Genomic DNA, 18968 nt, shown 5'->3' with positions numbered 1-18968 from the left:
AAGCTCCTTTAATCTTTTCTTCTAATGTAAATTGTTAGCATTGTTATTATAGTTCCTATACAACCAATTATTACATCAGTATCAGCGAAATTAAATGTTCCATTATCAGCTCAAGGTAAATAAATAATATCTCTTACATAACCAAATGCTAAACGATCAATTGTATTACCTAAAGCTCCTGAAAATATAAATCCTATAAATACAGCAAATCAATGTGATTTTAAAAAAATAATTAAGATGATACAAGAAGTAATAATTACAAAATTGAAAAAAGTTAACAATATATCATTAGCCTTTAAAAAAGGTAAGAAAGTTAATCCTTCGTTTTTAACACTTCTTATTCCAAATAATCAATTTTCGTGTTTAATACTTCCTAAATTATTTGAATCAAATAATGTGTGTTTGCAAACTAAATCAATTATTAACAAAATAGTTATTGAAACTAAAAAAATTAAATAATTAACAATTATAGTTTTTCTGTTGTCAATAATATAGTTACAGAAAATTTTTCATCTATGTTGAATAAAATTCATACAAAATCAATTAATCTTTTTTAATTATTTGCAAGTTACTATAAGGAAATTCAACAGGAACTTTTCTACCAAAAGTTACAATTTCTACAACCGCAACTAGATTTTCAAAGTTTGTTTCAACAATTTTTCCTTTTTCGTCTTTAAATGATCCTTCTTTAATTTTAACCATGACACCTTCTTGATAAGGATTTTTATATTCAATTGAATTAAATTCTTCAATTTTTTCTTGTTGTCTTTTTAACATTTTTTCAAATTCTCTATTTGAAATAGGTGTTGGTTTTGATCCTCCTCCACTTGATCCTACTAAACCTGTGATATATTCTGTATTTCTTACTAAAAATCAAGCTTCATCAGTCATTTCCATAAAAATAAAAATGTAACCTTTATATAAATTATCTTCTTTGATTTTATATTCTTTACCTTGAGCTTTTTTTATAATTTCTTTAGAACTAATTGTTGGAATTCAAAACACTTTGATTTCCCCAAATAAGTCCTGCATATTAGCTGTTTCAATTTTATTTTTTAAACTTTCAATAATCTTTTTTTCTTTCCCTGTAATTATTGAAATCATGTATCATTCTTTTTTCATTTTAATTAGCTCCTATTGATTCTAAAATCTCTTTTGCTCCTCAAGATATAAGAGCAAAAAATGCAATCAAAAATATTATAAACACAAATATTCAAAAAAAATATTTATAGTTTTTTTTGCTTGTAGGTCAGGAAACTCTTTTTAATTCTTTAAAAAAATTTCTAACTGGATAAGCCTTTTCTTTATTAGGAGTTTTTTCAAAATTATTATTTTTATTATTTTGTTCTTGATTATTTTCCATTATTTTTCTTCCTTATGTATCTGATGAGTATTACAATTTTTACAAAATTTATTTTTTATTAAGCGTTGGTCATTAGACTTATTTTCATAATAATTTTTACTGTGACATACTTCGCAGGCTAAAGCAATTTTTTTCTTCATAATATTTCCTATTTTCAATTTATTATATTTCAAAATAATAAGAAAAAGTTATATAACCAAAGAATTTTACTTATGATTTTGAATTTATAGTATTTTGAAAATAACTATTTATTTGATACTTATTAAAAGATACACAAATAATAAAAAGATACCATTTAAAGTATCTTTTTATTATTTTAATATGAATGTTAGCGAAATAATTTTTTATATCTTTTTTCAATTAACTAACTTGAAAATTTGCTTTTTGTCATTCTTCATATTTTGCAATAGAACCATATTTTTTAATGTTGATTCTATCTTCAATAATTGTTGGGCCATATGATAGACCAAAGAACAATAGAAGGGTAACAACTAACATAATTCTTGAAACAACAATATCTGTATAATTTCCACCAGATGAATTTACTAAGTTTTTATCTACTTGTGGTAATAGCATTAAATCAATAATAGGTTGTAATACTAATACTCCTAATGATAATGTAATCATAATTACAGAAACTATAGCAGCTATTTTAAAATATGATTTTTGATCTGTTTGTATAGTTCCAGTTCTTCTGTTTCTTAAACATCCAAAGATAGAAGCGGTAATAAAACCAAATGTAAACGCTGCAGTTCATGTTCCCATTAAATCAGCAAATGTATACAATTTATCCATTCCACCTTTATATCAATCGCCATATCCATCAATATATGCTAAAGCACCTATTAATGTAAATAAGATAACAACAGGAAGAGTAATAGCTACTGAGTACATAACTCCAACTATTGGTCTATCAGCATTTAACTTATCTTTATATCTAATTGAAAATGGTAATTCACCTTCTTTAATTAAATCTTCTGTAAAACGTGGAGCTCACATAGCAAATCCATTAATAATACCAATAACTCCAATTGCTACCATAATGTTAATTATTCCAGCGATAATTCTACCAGCTGTACCTCAAGCGCTATCCATATTGGTTCCTAAAACATTTAATTTACCACCTGAAATTGACATTGAAATAGCAATAATTAAATAAATCACTGTATTAGCTAATAATCCAAATAAAAGAGCTAAAGGAGTTTTTTTAGGTTCTTTCATATCTGATTGAATACCAGCTGCAACATAAAATCCATCATAAGCAAAGAAAATTGCTGAAATAGCCATAAACATTCCTAGGCCTGGAGCAAATTTTATAAATGATGCTCCTCCTGCAATTGTATTCCCTGCTTCAGTAAATGGAGGTTTTACAACTCCTGCGTTAACCTCTCCACCTTTTCCTTGTCCTGCAATAATGAATCCAATAATAGCAACCATTACTAAAGGAATAAACTTAATATAAGTAATAACTTTGTTATGAATATTTCCAGCTTTTGTTGATAAACAAGAAATAAATATAAAATATGCTGACATTGCTAATGAAATAATAGTTCATATCAATCAATCAACATTTGTTCCAAATGTTGCTGCAGACATATCTTTATTAATTAATGCCCCAATGCCGTCTTGAAGCGACATAATAACATATAGAGGCATAAAGAAGTATGTTAATGGTAGATAAATATAAAACATGAAATTCTTACATGCTTTAAATGTTGTACGACCATTAAAAACTTTTGCTCAACCTATCATTGATAAGTTGTCATTTCTTGCTGAAGCAACTTCAACTAATGCTAAAGCCATTGCAATAACTGAAACAGCAGCTATCAATCAACAAAAAATAGCTAGAACTAAAGATGATTGAGAGTTTTCTAGAACAGCACCAGATTTAAAGAATATTCCAGCACCAATTGAAGAACCCATAACAATCAAAATAGCTGAGAAGAATGAAATTTTTTTGTTTGTACTTGCATTAGCTAAACTTTGTTCTTCTTTTTTAGCTTTTTTAGCCATATTTTTTCCTTTTAAATTTTATTTTTGTTATAGTTTTGAAACAATTCTTGTTCCTATTTTTCCATTTACAGCATCTTCAACTCTTGATAAATCCGCAATAATAGCTTCTTTATTTTTGCCTGATTTAACAAATTGAATTGCAGCTTGAACTTTTGGTAACATAGATCCTGGAGCGAATTGCTCTTCTTTAATATATTGTTCTAATTCAGCAATATCCGTTTTAACTAATGCTTTTTGATTAGGTTTTCCATAATTTACAAAAACATAATCAACAGCTGTTAGAACAATGAATAAATCTGCATCAACTGCAGTAGCAATTTTAGATAAAGAAAAATCTTTATCAATAACCCCATCTACACCAATATATTGACCTTTTTGTTCGATGGTTGGGATTCCTCCCCCTCCTCCAACAATAACCACTGCTCCTTCATCAACATTTTTCTTAATTGATTTTATTCCAATAAAATCAACTGGTTTGGGTGAAGGTACTACCTTACGATATCCTCTACCTGCATCTTCAACTATAGTTGAATTTGGATTTGCAGCTTCAGCTTCAGCTTTTGTTTTATAAAATGGACCTACTGGTTTAGTTGGTTTGTCAAAAGCTGGATCTTTAGCATCAACAATTGTTTGAGTTAAAAAGTATAAAACATCTTTATCGATTTTTTCTTTTGCTAATTCATTAGAGATAGCAGTAATCATATGATAACCAATATAACCTTGTGACATACCACCTGCTTCAGCAAAAGGTACTAATGGAGTTTTTTCGTTAACTTTTTTTGCATCTGCAAAGGCATTAAAAATCATTCCAACTTGTGGTCCATTTCCATGTCCTACAATTACTTCGTGCCCTGCTTTAATTAGTGAAGCGATTTTTTTTGCAGGTAATGTAACTAATTCTTTTTGTTCTTGCGGATTATCTCCTAAAGCATTACCTCCAAGAGCAATTACAATTTTTGCCATATACTCATTTCCTTAATAAATTTATATAAAAATTATTATTTTAATAATTCTTGAATAATAGCTGCAATTGATGTTCAACGGTTACCAGCTTCAACAAATGACCAATTTCTTTTTGTATCACTAAATACTTCATCTGTTACTTCAATTGCCCCATTTTTAACAATTGGGAATTTTTTACCGTATAATTCAGCAACTTTTGATCCATACTCAGTATTCATATCATGGAATGCTGGTAAACAATGCATAAAAATTGCATTTTTTGAAGCCATATCCATCATTTTTTTATCTACTTGGAATTCGTGCATTTCTTTTAAACGTTTTTCTCATAAATCAAATGATTCACCTAATGATACTCAAACGTCTGTTGCTATAACATCTGCATCTTTAGCTGCTTTAGCTTTGTCTTCTGTAAATGTAATTGAACCACCATTTTTTTTGAATAAATCTTTACAGAATTTAACAATGTCTTTGTTACATTGTTGTTCATATTCTTTTGGTCCAAACATTACTAGGTCCATACCTGTAAATGCAGCTGCATACATTCAAGAGTTCCCCATATTATTTTTGTAGTCACCACAAAATACTACTTTTAGAGGTTTAATTTCTCCTTTAACAAGTTTTTTAAATCCACCAAAAGCTTCTTTAATTGTTTGTAAGTCAGCAATTGTTTGTGTTGGGTGTTCTTGATCACATAATCCATTGATTAGAGGAATACCTGAATTTTTTGCATAATCTTGAATTTTGTCATGTCCAAATGTTCTAAATAAACAAATGTCATACATTTCTGTAAATACTTTTGCAGTATCAGCTACAGATTCTTTTGTTCCCATATTTGAACCTGATGGCCCATTATAAAAATATTGCATACCTAAATAGTTAGCAGCTTTAAAAGTTGAATTAGCTGTTCTTGTAGAATTTTTTTCAAAAATACCTACGATTGTTTTTCCTTCAAGACCTTTAGGTCTAATTCCATTTCTTTCATTTTCTTTAACTTTAATTGATTGATCAACTAAATACAAAATTTCTTCAGTTGTAAAATTCATTAAAGTGTCAAAATGACGAGGGTTTTTTAAATTTCAAGCCATAATTAATATCCTTTATCTTTCTTTTCTTAAATATAAAACTTATTTTACTTCTTCACGTACAAGAGGCATTGACATACATCTTGCTGATCCCATACCTAATGATAGTTGGTTACCTTGGAATGCTAACACTTTCACGCCTGCTTCTTCCAAGGCTTTTTGTGTTTTTCTATTTCTATGGTAACCTACTACAACACCTGGAGCAATAGCTAAATAATTTGTTCCATCAAAATGAGTTTCAATATCAATATCCATTTGATTTCCGTCTTTTCCACCAATTGGAATCATTCTAACTTTTTTGCCAACAATTTTAGCTAATATATCTGCTAACTTAGCAGTTGATAATTTAGGTGATTTTGGAGTAATTGGTTTGGTTAAATCAATTTCTCAAACTTTTAGAGCAGATTTAATGTTTCCAGAATATAAAAATAAATCTTTATCTAGCATTGTTAGTCATGTATCAAGGTGCATCAAATTTCCCATAGGAGGAACGTTGATTGCAACTATCTTTTTGAATTCACAATTTTTGTCTTTTTTAATATTTGTAGCAATTCTTAAAATAGCTTCCATATTTGTTCTTTCAGAAACTCCAATTGCCAGAACATCTTTTGTGTAAATAAAAACATCCCCACCTTCGATTGTTTCCTTTCCATCTCTTTTTGAAATGAATTGAGGAACATCTTTATATTCAGGATGTTTATTAAATATTCATTGTGCAAAAATTGTTTCTCTTTTTCTTGTTGGGTATTTCATGTTGTGTAATGTAATACCATTACCAACAGAAGCAAAAGGATCCCTTGTAAAGTAAAGATTTGGCATTGGATCTACTACTAAATCAATTACCATTTCATTTTTTTTGTCTTTATTCAAAATAATTGATTTTTCACCAATTTCAGAAAGTAAAACTCCTGCCATTAGTTTATCTATCATTTTTCTTGTAGGTTTTATTGATTTAACATAGTCAAATACTTTTTTACTTAGATTTTTTTTGATTTTCAAAGCATCAATAGAAGATTTTTTTCCTCATGACGCTTCTTTTACTCATTGATTTAAGAACGCATCTTTTTCAGATGGAGTTAATGAATCATACATTTCAGCAGTTAAATCTGCTAATTCAATTACTTCAACTCCATTATCTCTTAAAATTTTAGTAAAAGCATCATGTTCTTCTTTTGCTTGTTCAAGCTCAATAATAGCTGACATTAAAAGTTCATCCATTCTTTGAGGTGTAACATACTTTAGTTCGTCTCCTGGTCGATGAACTAAAACTTTTTTAAGTTTACCAATTTCGCTGTAAACGTTAATAGCATTTTTTTTCATAATTTTTTTAATTCCTAACTTTTTGTTTGAATAAAATTTAGTTTTAAAAATAAAATCAAATATAAGATTTATAGATAATTAAAAATAAAAATAATAATTAAGAACAAAAATTATAATGACCTGCTTATGCCCAAAACTCTTTCTTAAATTTGCACTAGAGTTTCAAACATAAACAATAAAATTATAATACTTTAATTTTTTAGTTGTAGGAAATTAATTTTGAATTAAAGCGATATTTTCTTCCTTCTTTTGCAATTTCTTTTCCGTTGTTTTTTACTGCATCACAAGTGAAGCCAATGTTTATTTTTAATATATAATCACCAACTCCATAAGCATCAACTGGAGTTTGTTCTTTTTCAAAATAAGCGATTTTTTCTGGATTAAAACTTGATGAAACAATTATCCTAACATGCTTTCCATTATTATCATTTAGAGCTTTTCTTAATCGTTTGATTTGTTCCGGGTTTACTCCTTTAAATTGATCTTTGTTCTTTTCATTATCAAACATATGATCAACCATATTTTTTGATGTATCAACTCTGACACCTTTTAATTGCTTACCAAAAACTTTTAATACTGCTAAAGAATCTTTAATAACATCATTAGAAAAGTCAACTAAAGCAACCAAATCTTTTTCATTAGGAAATACATCATGATATGCTTTCATTGTTGCAACTAAATCACCATCAAAATGTTGGATAAGTGCATGAGGTATTGAACCAAAAATAACATCTTTATTTCCTCTAGAACCAGCCATTGTTGAATGTCCTACTAACCCCCCAACTTCAACAGCTAATCCATCAATTTCTTGATTAATATAATGATCCCCTCTATCACCCATATAAATAATTTCTTTATTTTTTGCAGCTTTTTTACATTCATAAGCATTTGTTGCAATAGAAGTTGAACGAGCTAAAATCCCATCAATAACACCTTCAAAAATTCCGAAGTATCGATAATGACCCTCCAACTCTAAAACTGGTTCAAGAGCTTCTATGACAGAACCTTCTGGTAAATATTTAATTTTATATTTTGAAGTATCTGTGTTATCTTTTAAAAATTTTAAAGTTTCATTTATTCCGCCTAAAATAGCTTGTTCTTTTCTCTGAAAAAATTGCATAGTTACTATTGAGTTAGGTTTATATTTTTTGATAATTTCATCAGCTATAAAAAAGTAATTAGCAACATATTTTTTATTTTTTTTGCTAGACGACATAGTTCTCCTATAAATTAGTGTCTTTTTCAGCCATGAGATTTTGGTTTTTGAATAAGTTCAAAATCTACTATTTTCATTCTACTTTCTTTTGAGTATTTTGAAATATTATTTTCGTAGTATTTTAATGCTTCTAAGAAAATGAATGTAAATAATCCTAAAGTTATTCCTATAAAATAAACAGTTCAATGAGCATAATCATTTGTTTTAGTTCCGCCACTTATTTTTGTAATTATTGTATTAAACGTATTTTCATCTAATCCAGTAGATTTATAATTACTAAATTTCATTTCTGGTCTTTCGGCAGCAATTGAAGTAATTTGTGGGAATACAATCATAGTTAAAATAATTAAAAACGAAATCCCTGATGTAATATAAATTCATTTACATTCTTGTCATTTTTGTTTTCAAACAGGAGTCAAAGTGCTCATTGTAATTGATTTTAAAACACCTCCAACTGATAAAGTTAAAAATGTTGCAATAATACCATAATAAAATCTTAATAGCGGTGCTCCTGTTAGTATAGCAATTTGAGCTCCTACGACAAATGAAATTACTGTTAATATTCCGTGTAATAATCCATAAGAAATTATTTGGTTAATCAAACCTCTTGCAAATATTGATTCGTATTTAGAAATTGGTCTTCGATTCATTAAATTGGTTGTTGTCATTTGAGCCCCGAGCGCTACACCAGGGAATGTTTCAATTACCATATGATGGACTAAAATTAAAATTGTTGTAATTGTTGTTGAAAATCTAATATTATCATTTATTTTATTTGCAAGTTCATTAGCTATTTGTTGATTGATGTTATTATTGCTTGCTTGAATTAATTCTTGAGCACTAATTTTTCCTCAATTACCAATTTCAAATGCTAAATAAAAAATAATCATTCCAAAAATAATTGCAAATATACCAGTCACGTTAGAAGATAATAAAAATTTTGTAATTCTTCTAATATTTTCGTAAATATTTCTACCTAATTTAACAGCTTCAACAATTGTTGAAAAATTATCATCCATTAAAATCATATCTGCAGCTTGTTTTGAAACATCAGTTCCAGTTATTCCCATTGCACAACCAATATCTGCCGCATCTAAAGCGGGAGCATCATTAACACCATCACCAGTCATAGCAACAACTTGATTTTTAGATTGTCATGCTTTGACAATTCTAATTTTATTTTCTGGACTTACGCGAGCATAAACTGAATATTTTTCGATATTAGCAAAAAATTCTTCATCACTCATTTTATCTAATTCAGTACCTGTTATTGCTAATTGATTTTCTTCATTTTTAATAATACCTAAATCTTTTGCAATTGCTTTAGCTGTATTTAAATGATCACCAGTAATCATTACAGGTTTAATGCCAGCAGAGATACATTCTTTAATAGAACTTTTAATTTCTTCTCTAGGCGGATCTATCATTCCAATAAGGCCAATAAATTCTAAATCAAATTCAAAATCTTTAGGTTCTAAATCTTCACTTATTGTAGTATTAATTTCTTTTTGAGCAACAGCCAAAACTCTAATTGCTTTGTTTGATCATTCGTTATTAATTTTTAATGCTAATTGAGAATCAAAATTTTTACATTTAGAAAAAATAACATCAGGAGCTCCTTTAAATATTAGTACTTTTTTTCCGTTTATTTCATTTATTGAAGACATTAATTTTCTATCAGAATCAAAAGGAATTTCTGCAATTCTTTTATATTGATTTTTTATATTTAAGATAGAAATGTTATTTTTAAAAGTAAATTCTAAAATTGCAATCTCAGTTGGATCACCAATAGCATTTTTTCTTTTTGATATATCTTCATTTTCATCAATAACAGCATCGGTACATAATGATGCTTTAATTAACATTTCTTTTTTATTTTTATCAATCTCTTTTTCTTCAATTGAATCATTGTTTCCATTATTTGTTCATAGTTTAACAACTGTCATTTTATTCATTGTTAATGTTCCAGTTTTATCTGAACAAATTACTGAAGTAGAGCCTAAAGTTTCAACAGAAGGCAATTTTTTGATAAGGGCATTTTTCTTTGTCATTTTTTTTACACCAACTGAAAGGACTATTGTAACAATTGCTGCCATACCTTCAGGTAGAGAAATTGCTGCTAAAGAAATGGTTAGTAGTAATGATCTTTGAATTGATTGAACAACATCTGAAGTATTGAAAATATTTTCAATTATTAGTAATGTAAAAACAAATGTAATTAATGTTAAAATGATCCCAAAAATTCCTAACATTTTTCCAAGTTTTTGCAATTTTAATTGCAATGGTGAAAGCATTAAATTGTTGTTATTTAGTAAATCTGCTATTTTTCCAATTTCTGTTTTATTTCCAACTGCATAAACAATTCCATAACCTTTACCATTTAAAACATTTGTTCCTGAAAAAATTTTGTTTTTTTGATCGCCCAAAGGTGAGTTTGGTTTAGAGACAAAATCAGCATCTTTTAAAACTTCTTCAGATTCGCCTGTTAAAATTGATTCAGAAACTTTTAAGTGAGCATCTGAAAATAAAATGGCATCAGCGCTTATAGTATCTCCAGCTTCAACAATTACAATATCGCCAATCACAACTTCAGCCGAAGGTATTTGTTTAATTTTTCCTTCTCTTAAAACTTTGGTTGTTGGTGAAGACATTTTTTCTAGCTCATTTATTGCATTTGAACTACGTCTTTCTTGGATTGTTCCAAATAAAGCGTTAACAAGATCTATTGATAACAATACACCAGCTTCAACATAAGCTAAAATATAGGTATCTGAACCTTCAATGTTTTCATATATCGCTAGACCTAATCCAATCATTCCAGTTATGAACAAAAGAAGCGACATCATTTCACAAAAGATTGCTTTAACAAACGAAACAAAAAAAGATTGTTTTTTTGCTTTTATTAAAATATTTTTACCAAATATTTTTCTTCGTTCAATAACTTCTTCTTCAGTAAGTCCTATTTCTTTATTAGTACTTAAATACTTCGACAAGTCTTCTTCGTCAGAATTTAATTTAATGTTTTTTTGTTTCATATCACTCGGTAACAATAATTGTAATTATAATATATTAACAAAATATTTTGTTAATACTTAAATTATGAAGGACAAGATTAAGTCAATTTATCAATATGAGATACAAAAATCTAAATTTATTGGAGTTTTGTGTGAAATTAATGATTTATATGAGATTGAAGAAATTTTGTTTTTTTTAAAAAAAGAATATAAGAATGCAAAACATATTTGTTACGCTTATAAAATTCAATGTAAAAATGGGATTAAAATAAAAGCTTTTGATGATAAAGAACCAAAAGGCACAGCTTCAACTCCTTTACTAAATGCTATTAAAATTTACAAAAAATCTAATGTTGTACTCTTTATTATTAGATATTTTGGCGGAAAAAAATTAGGAATTGGAGGATTATATCGTTCATATTCAAAAACTGCCCTAGAAACAATTAAGCAATTTCTCGACCATGAAATTGTCTAATTTTTGTTTGTTTTTCAATTTCTAAATAATTATCTTTAGTTACTTTGCCCCCAACTAAAATTTCAATTTTATTTCCATATTTATCATTGATTTTTTTTAAATTTTCAACATTTTCTATTGCGGGTCCACTACCACCTTTAGTTAATATTCTTGTAAATCCAAGATTAATTAATTTATTAATTTCTTCGAAATAATTATCAACTAAATCTATAGCCATATGAAAATTTCATGTAGTATTTTTTTCTTTTTTGATAACATCGATTAATTTTTTACAAGTATCAACATCTATTTTATTATCATTGGTTAAGTAACCAAAAATAAAATTTTTGGCCCCTAATTTTAAAAATTTTTTTATATGTTTTTTTAATTTTTTGATTTCATTTTTATTTTTGATAATAAACGAATTATTTGTTCTAATCATTATTATTTGATCTAGATTATTAGTTTTATTAACAATAAATTTGAATGTTCTTTTTGAAGGTGTTAAACCTCCTAATTTTAATTTTGAGCAAGTCTCAAACCGATCAATTTGATCTAATTTATCTAAATATTTTTTTACATCTTTAATATTTCCGATGCAAGCTTCTTTGATTAATTTCATGATTAAGTACTATTTTAAAGTAAATTCTAAATACAAAATATCAAAAGATATTATTTATTTGAATTAAAAACAAAAAATACTATATTTTTTTGTACTTTATTGGATTTAAAAATTTAGTAATTTCCTAAAAGCTTTTATTTAATGATAAAACGTTTAAAATTTTTTATACTCAATAAAGTTAACTTTCATTTTTTGGATTGCAGAAATATCATATAAACCTACAGTGGTTCTATCTCCAAATAAGTTAGCAGCATTAGCGCCAGCTTTTATTGTTGTGTTAACATCGTAAGAAATTAGTTCATTATTATTACTAAATTTGTTTTTAATTCCAATCTTAATTTTTTTACCTTTTTTGACTATTTCATCAACATATTCTTTAACAGATTGCTTATTAGAATTATTAATTCTATCTAATACATTGTCATAATTAAAATTATTTGTATCTATCATTGTTGTTATTAGTGAAGAAATACCATTCAAGTATTTTGTTGATGCAATTGTTCCTGATAAATTCATTCCACACACTGTCCCAATTCAATTTTGTGATTTAATACCATTTTTACCTGGAATATCTATATTAATTCTTGTTGTTTCATCTTTAGTTAATGATAGAAATTTATCATCAAAATTGTTTTTAATAGTATCAATATTGAAATCAAAGTAATTAACTGGCGAATCAAGAATTATCATTTTTGGTAAAACGTGTAAGTCTGTTGCCTCAACATCTTCAATAAAAAAGTTTCGATAATTTTGTTCAAAAGGTCCGAACAACATTTCTCTTATTTTATTAGAACTCATTTTTATATTAAAAGTTGGATATTCTCTTGCACTATTACCGACTCCCCAAGAAGATTTAAAACTAATCATTTTATTTTTTATAAAAAAAAGAGATTTGTCGCTTGGATCAATTGGAATAAAAAAATTTTCGTCACTAATATAATGTTTGATAATCATTTTTTCCTGATAATTTTTAATTAATTTATCGCTTAAAAATTTTTTTATTTTTGCATACGAAGAATTTTGAAAAAGATATTGATAATTTAGTTTTCCTGAAGCTAAATAATATTTTTTAATTTTTTTATCATAAATTGAATAACACGGAATTTTTTTGTTATCGCCAATATATTGAATATTAAAATTTAAATCGTTTAAAATCGTTTCATCTATTTCGAACAAAAAGTTTGGATCTTTATTTAAAAAAGAAGTTTTTTGATCTCTGAAACCTTGTAATCAATTAATTTCAATATTGTAATTGTCGTTAATATCTAAATCAGGATTAATAATAGTTGGTGGTTCTACTGGTTTTTCAATTGGAGGATTACTTTCAAGTGTATTATTACTTTTATGTGAACACGATATAGTTAGCAATGTTGAAATTAAAATTGAAGTAGATAAAGATGACAAAAGAAAAAATTTTTTGTTAATTAACATATATTTGTTGTTCCTTTTAATATTTTTGTTTTTGTATTTTTACTATTTTTTAGTATCAATATTAGAATAATTTAAGTAAACTTTAGACTAAAAAATTATATCATAAATTTTGATTAAAAACACCTTGGAAATAACCAAAGAAAAAAGTATTAAAATAATTTTATGTCTTTAAAATTAGAAACAAAATTCAAACCATCTGGTGATCAACCTCAAGCAATAAAAAAATTAGTTGATGGAATCAAAAAAGGTAAAAAAAATCAAGTTCTATTAGGGGTTACAGGTAGTGGTAAAACTTTTACAATTGCAAATGTTATTAATCAAGTGCAAAGACCTGTTTTGCTTTTATCGCATAATAAAACTTTAGCTTCGCAACTTTATTCGGAATTAAAAACATTTTTTCCGCACAATAATGTTGAGTACTTTATTTCTTATTTTGATTATTATCGTCCAGAAGCATATATGCCAAAAACTGATGTTTATGTTGAAAAAACTTCTAAAACAAATCATGATTTGGAAATGATGAAAATGTCAACAAAAAATTCATTAATAACTTCTCGAGATACTATTGTTGTTGCTTCTGTTGCGGCAATTTATGGGGCTAGTAGTCCAGTTTCTTATGAAAATTCTTTCTTTACAATAAAAGTAAATCAAAAAATTAAACGTCAAGAAATTTTAATTAATTTGGTAAAAAATCAATATCAAAGAAATCAAATGGCTACTGAAAATGGAGAGTTTAGTGTCAAAGGTGATGTAATTGAAATTATTCCAAGTTGAACTACTGAATTTAATTTAAGAATTGAATTGTTTGATGATATTGTTGAATCTATTCATAAAATCGATCCTTTAACAAAAAAAATTATTTCTAAAGAAAATAAAGCATTGATTTTTCCAGCCGCTTCTTATGTTATAGGAACAGATGACCCCAATGATTTTATTAGTTCAATAGAAATTGAATTAGAACATCGATTAAAAGAATTTCAAAAAGAAAATAAACAATTAGAATATCAAAGATTAAAAGATCGTGTAAAAAATGATATCGAATCACTTAGAGAATTTGGATATTGTTCAGGAATTGAAAATTATTCTCGTCATATAGACGGAAGAAAAGAAGGAGAAAAACCTTTTACATTACTAGATTATCTTCCTGAAGACACTTTATTAATTATTGATGAATCTCATATGATGATCCCTCAATTAAATGGAATGTATAATGGTGATCGTTCTAGAAAAATGAATTTAGTCGAGTACGGTTTTAGACTTCCTTCAGCTCTTGATAATAGACCTTTAAAATTTGAAGAATTTGAACAATATGATTTTCAGAAAATATTTATTTCAGCTACACCTGCTGAATATGAATTAAATTTAACTGATGGCGAAGTTATAACTCAATACATAAGGCCAACAGGATTATTGGATCCTATTATTGAAATTCATCCAGCTAAAAATCAAGTTGATGATATGTATGATGAAATACAAAAACAAATTAAAAATAAATCTAGAACCATTATAGTAACAACAACTAAAAAAACAGCAGAAGAATTAACTAAGTTTTTTCAAACTAAAAAGATAAAAATTGCTTATATTCATTCTGAACATACAACTCTTGAAAGAAATGAAATTTTAAGAAAATTGAGAAAAGGCATCTATGATGTAGTTATTGGAATTAATCTTTTAAGAGAAGGTATTGATTTACCTGAAGTTAGTTTAATTATGGTGTTAGATGCAGATAAAGAATCTTTTTTTAGATCCAAATCATCTTTAATTCAAATTGTAGGTCGTGCTGCAAGAAATGAAAATGGACGTGTTATTTTTTACGCAGATTCAATAAGTAAGAGTATGCAAGAAACTATTGAAGATAACAAAATGAAAAGACAAATTCAAGAAAAATACAATAAAGAACACAACATAAAACCAAAAACAATTGTTAAACCTATTTTTGAACCTATCCAAGGTCATGATATATTGAATGCTATCGAATTAATGCAAAAACAAAAATCAAATTTAAAAACAAAAGAAGAACAAAGAAAAAATATTATTGAAAGTTTAAGAAAAGAAATGAAAGATGCTGCTAAAAAAATGGAATTTGAAAGAGCAACACAAATAAGAGATTTAATTTTAGAACTTGAAGCTGAAGAAGAAAATAAATAATAATATCTACTACAATTTGAAATTTTTTTATTTTTAAAAAAGGAATATAATTTCTATAAATTAGATAAAAACAAAGATATAAGAAAAGAATAAAAAAAATGAAAAATTTACGACATAGATTTCAACATTTACCTATTGCTTACACAGGTTTAGCACTTAGGAATTGGTGGATTAGGTAATTGTTTATTACAACTTAGTTGTATAAATCATTATGATGGAAAATGAATTACTTGTATTAGTATTTCTTTTGTTTTAGTTTTCTTAGTAATGATGATTATTAAAAATATTACTCATCCAAAAGTTTTACATTATGAATTAAATGAACCTTTATCAGTTTCATTATTAACTACATTTTCAATGTGTCTAATGCTTGTTGCCGGATTTATTGGGATGTGAAATAATAAAGATAAAACTTCTGCAAATCAAATTGTTGCTGCAGTAGTTATGTGTTTAGCTATTTTAATTCAATTTATAATTATTGGATTTTTCGTTAAATCTTTTATTAAAAATCATATCAAATCAAAACATCAACATATGTATGGATCTTATTTTGTTCCAATTGTTGGTTTAATCACTTCTTGTACTGTTTCACATAATGTTATCGCTTTGCCAAATGAATTTTTTCAAGCAATATGATATTTTGGATATATTACATTTTTAATTACTTTACCCATTGTTACTTATTCTATGTTATTTAAAGAAAAAAAAGTTTCTGATGCACAATTTCCAACAGTTGCGATTTGATTTGCTCCTGCTAATTTAACTTGCGCTGGATTTTTAAGAACTTTTTTGTTAAGCCCTCAAACTTATTATCCAAAAGCTTACTTAAATATTATTTTTATTCTTACAACTATGATGGGATTTGTTACTACTTTAATTTTGTATTTGTATGTAACTAGAATATTTGTATTGAGAAAAAGAAGTCAAACTAAAAATTTTGCACCAATATTATGTTCTTTATCTTTCCCTTGTGCTATTGGAGCAACATCAATGGTATGAGCAGCTAAATATTTAGCTTCACAAAATCCACTGGTTATAAATAAAATTATTCCAATTTGAAAAATTGAAGGAAATGATTTAATTTCATCTAGTGCTTGGTTCTTTGGAGTAGTAGGAATAATTTTTGCAACAGTTACAACAATTATTATTGGTTATTTATTGTTTAATATGATTAAATTCGGAATCAAAATTTTATTTACAAAACAAAAAGATGATCAACATCATGAAATCTATTTAAAAAAATAATCAATATTTAATTTAGATTTAGTTAATAATTCAAAAAAACTAAATATTACAACATAATTAATTTATTTTAAAATTTGACAAGTCTTAACTAAATGAAGTTTGCAATTAATTCTAAAAAATTATTAAAAATCAATATCTTTTACATATTTTGCATTCTCTTCAATAAATTCTCTTCTTGGTTCAACATCATCGCCCATAAGAATTGAAAATACTTGATCAGCAATAGCTGCATCTTCAATTTGAACTTGAAGCATTTTTCTTGCATTAGGATCCATTGTTGTTTCTCATAATTGTTCTGGATTCATTTCACCCAATCCTTTATATCTTTGAATACCTATTTTTTGATTTGGATTTGCATCTTCAATTCTTTTTATAATTTCTTCTTTTTGTTCATCATTATAAGCATATTCAAATGTTTTACCATATGTTATTTTGTATAAAGGAGGTTGAGCAATATAAATAAATCCATACTCAATTAATGGTTTTAAATAACGGTAGAAAAATGTTAATAATAGTGTTCTAATATGAGATCCATCAACATCGGCATCTGTCATAATAATTACTTTATGATATCTTAGTTTATTAACATTAGTTTCAGGACCAACACCTGTACCTAAAGCTGTAATAATAGAGGCTATTTCAGCATTTTCAAATACTTTATCAATTCTTGCTTTTTCAGCATTAATAACTTTACCTCTTAAAGGCAAAATGGCTTGTGTTTCACGATCACGACCCATTTTAGCTGAACCGCCAGCTGAATTTCCCTCAACAATATATAATTCTGAAATTTCAGCGTTTTTTGAAGAACAATCGGCTAATTTACCTGGTAAAGAGTTACCATCAAATAGAGCCTTTTTTCTTGTTGTTTCTCTTGCTGTTGTTGCAGCAAATCTAGCTCTTTGAGCTAAAACAGCTTTTTCAACAATTTGTTTGGCTTGTTCTGGATTTTCAATTAAAAATCTTTCTAGTGTTTGTGATAAAGTTTTGTTAACTGCAAATCTTGCATCTTTATTTCCTAATTTAGATTTTGTTTGACCTTCAAAAATAGGATCTACATGTTTAATTGAAATTATTGCTGTCAAACCTTCTTTAATATCTTCTCTAGTTAGTTTTTCTTCTTCAGTTTTAAATAGTTTAAACTGTCCTGCATAATTATTTAAAATTCTTGTTAAAGCATCAGTAAAACCTTGTTCATGTGTTCCGCCTTCGATTGTAGAGATATTATTTGCATATGAAACAACATTAGCTTGATATCCATGATTATATTGCATTGCAACTTCAACTAGAACATTTCCTGCATCACCTTTAACCGATCCTTCTGCATAAATAATTTCATCATGAATTAGTTGTTTACCTTTATTTAATTCTTTTACGTACTCAGTAATTCCGCCTTCAAAATAAAAATCTTTTTTAATCGGTTTTTCGGGTCTTAGATCACTTACTGAAATTGTAATTCCTTTGTTTAAATAAGCAATTTGTTTTGCACGATCTGCAATAACAATAAAATCAAATTCGTTTGGTTCCATTATTGAAAAATCTGGATGAAATGAAATTGTTGTTCCAGTATCATTGGGTTCAATATCTTGAATTATTTTAATTTGATCTATACGATGCCCTCCATCTTTAAATTCCATGAAATGTAATTTACCATTTCTTTTAACTCATACTTTTAAATTAGTACTTAAGGCATTAACAACAGATGCCCCAACACCATGTAATCCACCAGAAACTTTATAAGTTTCTGAGTCAAATTTACCTCCAGCATGTAAAACAGTTAAAACCGTTTCAACAGTTGATAAACCTGTTTTAGGATGAATGTCTGTTGGAATACCACGTCCATTATCAGAAATAGTAACATAACCATCTTTATTGATTTCAATTGAAACAACAGAAGCAAAACCAGCCATTGCTTCATCAATAGAATTATCAACAATTTCTCAAACTAAATGATGTAAACCCTTTTTTCCAGTTGTTCCAATATACATTCCTGGTCTTTTTCTAACTGGTTCAAGACCTTCAAGAACTTGAATACTATTTGCTGAATATTGATTTGACGACATATATTCATACCTCTTTTTATTTTTTTTATAAAAGTTA

16 protein-coding genes are annotated in these 18968 nt (G+C 26.8%); 3 read left to right on the top strand and 13 right to left on the bottom strand.

Annotated features, from left to right (window positions below):
- Positions 1–8: 8 nt before the first annotated feature.
- The 10 genes from ACJA28_RS02610 to ACJA28_RS02565 all read right to left on the bottom strand — a co-directional run bounded on the left by ACJA28_RS02610 (position 9) and on the right by ACJA28_RS02565 (position 10992).
- On the bottom strand, positions 9–533 hold the full coding sequence (locus tag ACJA28_RS02610; protein WP_022934625.1) for a signal peptidase II: 525 nt from the start codon (positions 531–533) through the stop codon (positions 9–11).
- 10 nt (positions 534–543) lie between these two features.
- Entirely contained in the window at positions 544–1122 is a 579-nt protein-coding gene (gene nusG / locus ACJA28_RS02605; RefSeq protein ID WP_022934624.1) for a transcription termination/antitermination protein NusG, read from the bottom strand.
- A 1-nt stretch (position 1123) separates the two neighbouring features.
- Complete coding sequence (gene secE, locus ACJA28_RS02600) at positions 1124–1363, bottom strand: preprotein translocase subunit SecE (RefSeq protein ID WP_022934623.1); 240 nt, start codon at positions 1361–1363, stop codon at positions 1124–1126.
- On the bottom strand, positions 1363–1503 hold the full coding sequence (rpmG, locus tag ACJA28_RS02595; protein ID WP_022934622.1) for a 50S ribosomal protein L33: 141 nt from the start codon (positions 1501–1503) through the stop codon (positions 1363–1365). The genes secE and rpmG overlap by 1 nt, the downstream gene beginning before the upstream one ends.
- 220 nt (positions 1504–1723) lie before the next feature.
- On the bottom strand, positions 1724–3376 hold the full coding sequence (locus tag ACJA28_RS02590; RefSeq protein WP_022934621.1) for an APC family permease: 1653 nt from the start codon (positions 3374–3376) through the stop codon (positions 1724–1726).
- A 27-nt stretch (positions 3377–3403) separates the two neighbouring features.
- A complete protein-coding gene (arcC, locus tag ACJA28_RS02585) occupies positions 3404–4339 on the bottom strand; it encodes a carbamate kinase (RefSeq protein WP_022934620.1) in 936 nt (311 codons plus the stop codon).
- 35 nt (positions 4340–4374) lie between these two features.
- Complete coding sequence (argF, locus tag ACJA28_RS02580) at positions 4375–5424, bottom strand: ornithine carbamoyltransferase (protein ID WP_022934619.1); 1050 nt, start codon at positions 5422–5424, stop codon at positions 4375–4377.
- 39 nt (positions 5425–5463) lie between these two features.
- Complete coding sequence (locus ACJA28_RS02575; protein ID WP_022934618.1) at positions 5464–6741, bottom strand: arginine deiminase family protein; 1278 nt, start codon at positions 6739–6741, stop codon at positions 5464–5466.
- A 199-nt stretch (positions 6742–6940) separates the two neighbouring features.
- On the bottom strand, positions 6941–7957 hold the full coding sequence (locus ACJA28_RS02570) for a nicotinate phosphoribosyltransferase (protein ID WP_022934617.1): 1017 nt from the start codon (positions 7955–7957) through the stop codon (positions 6941–6943).
- Between the two features lie 14 nt (positions 7958–7971).
- Positions 7972–10992, bottom strand: a complete 3021-nt coding sequence (locus ACJA28_RS02565) for a cation-translocating P-type ATPase (protein WP_022934616.1) — start codon at positions 10990–10992, stop codon at positions 7972–7974.
- Between the two features lie 64 nt (positions 10993–11056).
- Here ACJA28_RS02565 and ACJA28_RS02560 point away from each other — a divergent pair, with 64 nt between their 5' ends.
- Positions 11057–11446: a YigZ family protein gene (locus tag ACJA28_RS02560; RefSeq protein ID WP_022934615.1), complete on the top strand. Its 390-nt coding sequence runs from the start codon at positions 11057–11059 to the stop codon at positions 11444–11446.
- Here ACJA28_RS02560 and ACJA28_RS02555 read toward each other — a convergent pair.
- Both ACJA28_RS02555 and ACJA28_RS02550 read right to left on the bottom strand, forming a co-directional pair.
- The gene (locus ACJA28_RS02555) at positions 11415–12047 is read right to left on the bottom strand and encodes a copper homeostasis protein CutC (RefSeq protein WP_022934614.1); all 633 of its coding nucleotides are present in this window, start codon (positions 12045–12047) and stop codon (positions 11415–11417) included. The two genes, ACJA28_RS02560 and ACJA28_RS02555, sit on opposite strands and share 32 nt — an antisense overlap.
- Before the next feature lie 153 nt (positions 12048–12200).
- A complete protein-coding gene (locus tag ACJA28_RS02550; protein ID WP_022934613.1) occupies positions 12201–13478 on the bottom strand; it encodes a hypothetical protein in 1278 nt (425 codons plus the stop codon).
- 162 nt (positions 13479–13640) lie between these two features.
- On the opposite strand from ACJA28_RS02550, the gene uvrB reads away from it, so the two are divergent.
- Entirely contained in the window at positions 13641–15626 is a 1986-nt protein-coding gene (gene uvrB / locus ACJA28_RS02545; RefSeq protein ID WP_022934612.1) for an excinuclease ABC subunit UvrB, read from the top strand.
- 156 nt (positions 15627–15782) lie between these two features.
- A complete protein-coding gene (locus ACJA28_RS02540; RefSeq protein WP_406602232.1) occupies positions 15783–16871 on the top strand; it encodes a hypothetical protein in 1089 nt (362 codons plus the stop codon).
- A 122-nt stretch (positions 16872–16993) separates the two neighbouring features.
- Here the strand turns inward: ACJA28_RS02540 and gyrB are convergent, their stop codons facing one another.
- Positions 16994–18931 (bottom strand): DNA topoisomerase (ATP-hydrolyzing) subunit B, encoded by a 1938-nt coding sequence (gene gyrB, locus ACJA28_RS02535; RefSeq protein WP_022934610.1) that lies wholly within the window; start codon positions 18929–18931, stop codon positions 16994–16996.
- Between the last annotated feature and the right edge of the window lie 37 nt (positions 18932–18968).

Source organism: Mesomycoplasma moatsii (genome assembly GCF_045276915.1).
In the GTDB taxonomy this organism is placed as follows: Bacteria; Bacillota_I; Bacilli_A; order Mycoplasmatales; family Metamycoplasmataceae; genus UBA710.
The sequence above is the reverse complement of the archived record's forward strand: the minus strand, read 5'-3'. Positions and strand labels throughout refer to the sequence as shown.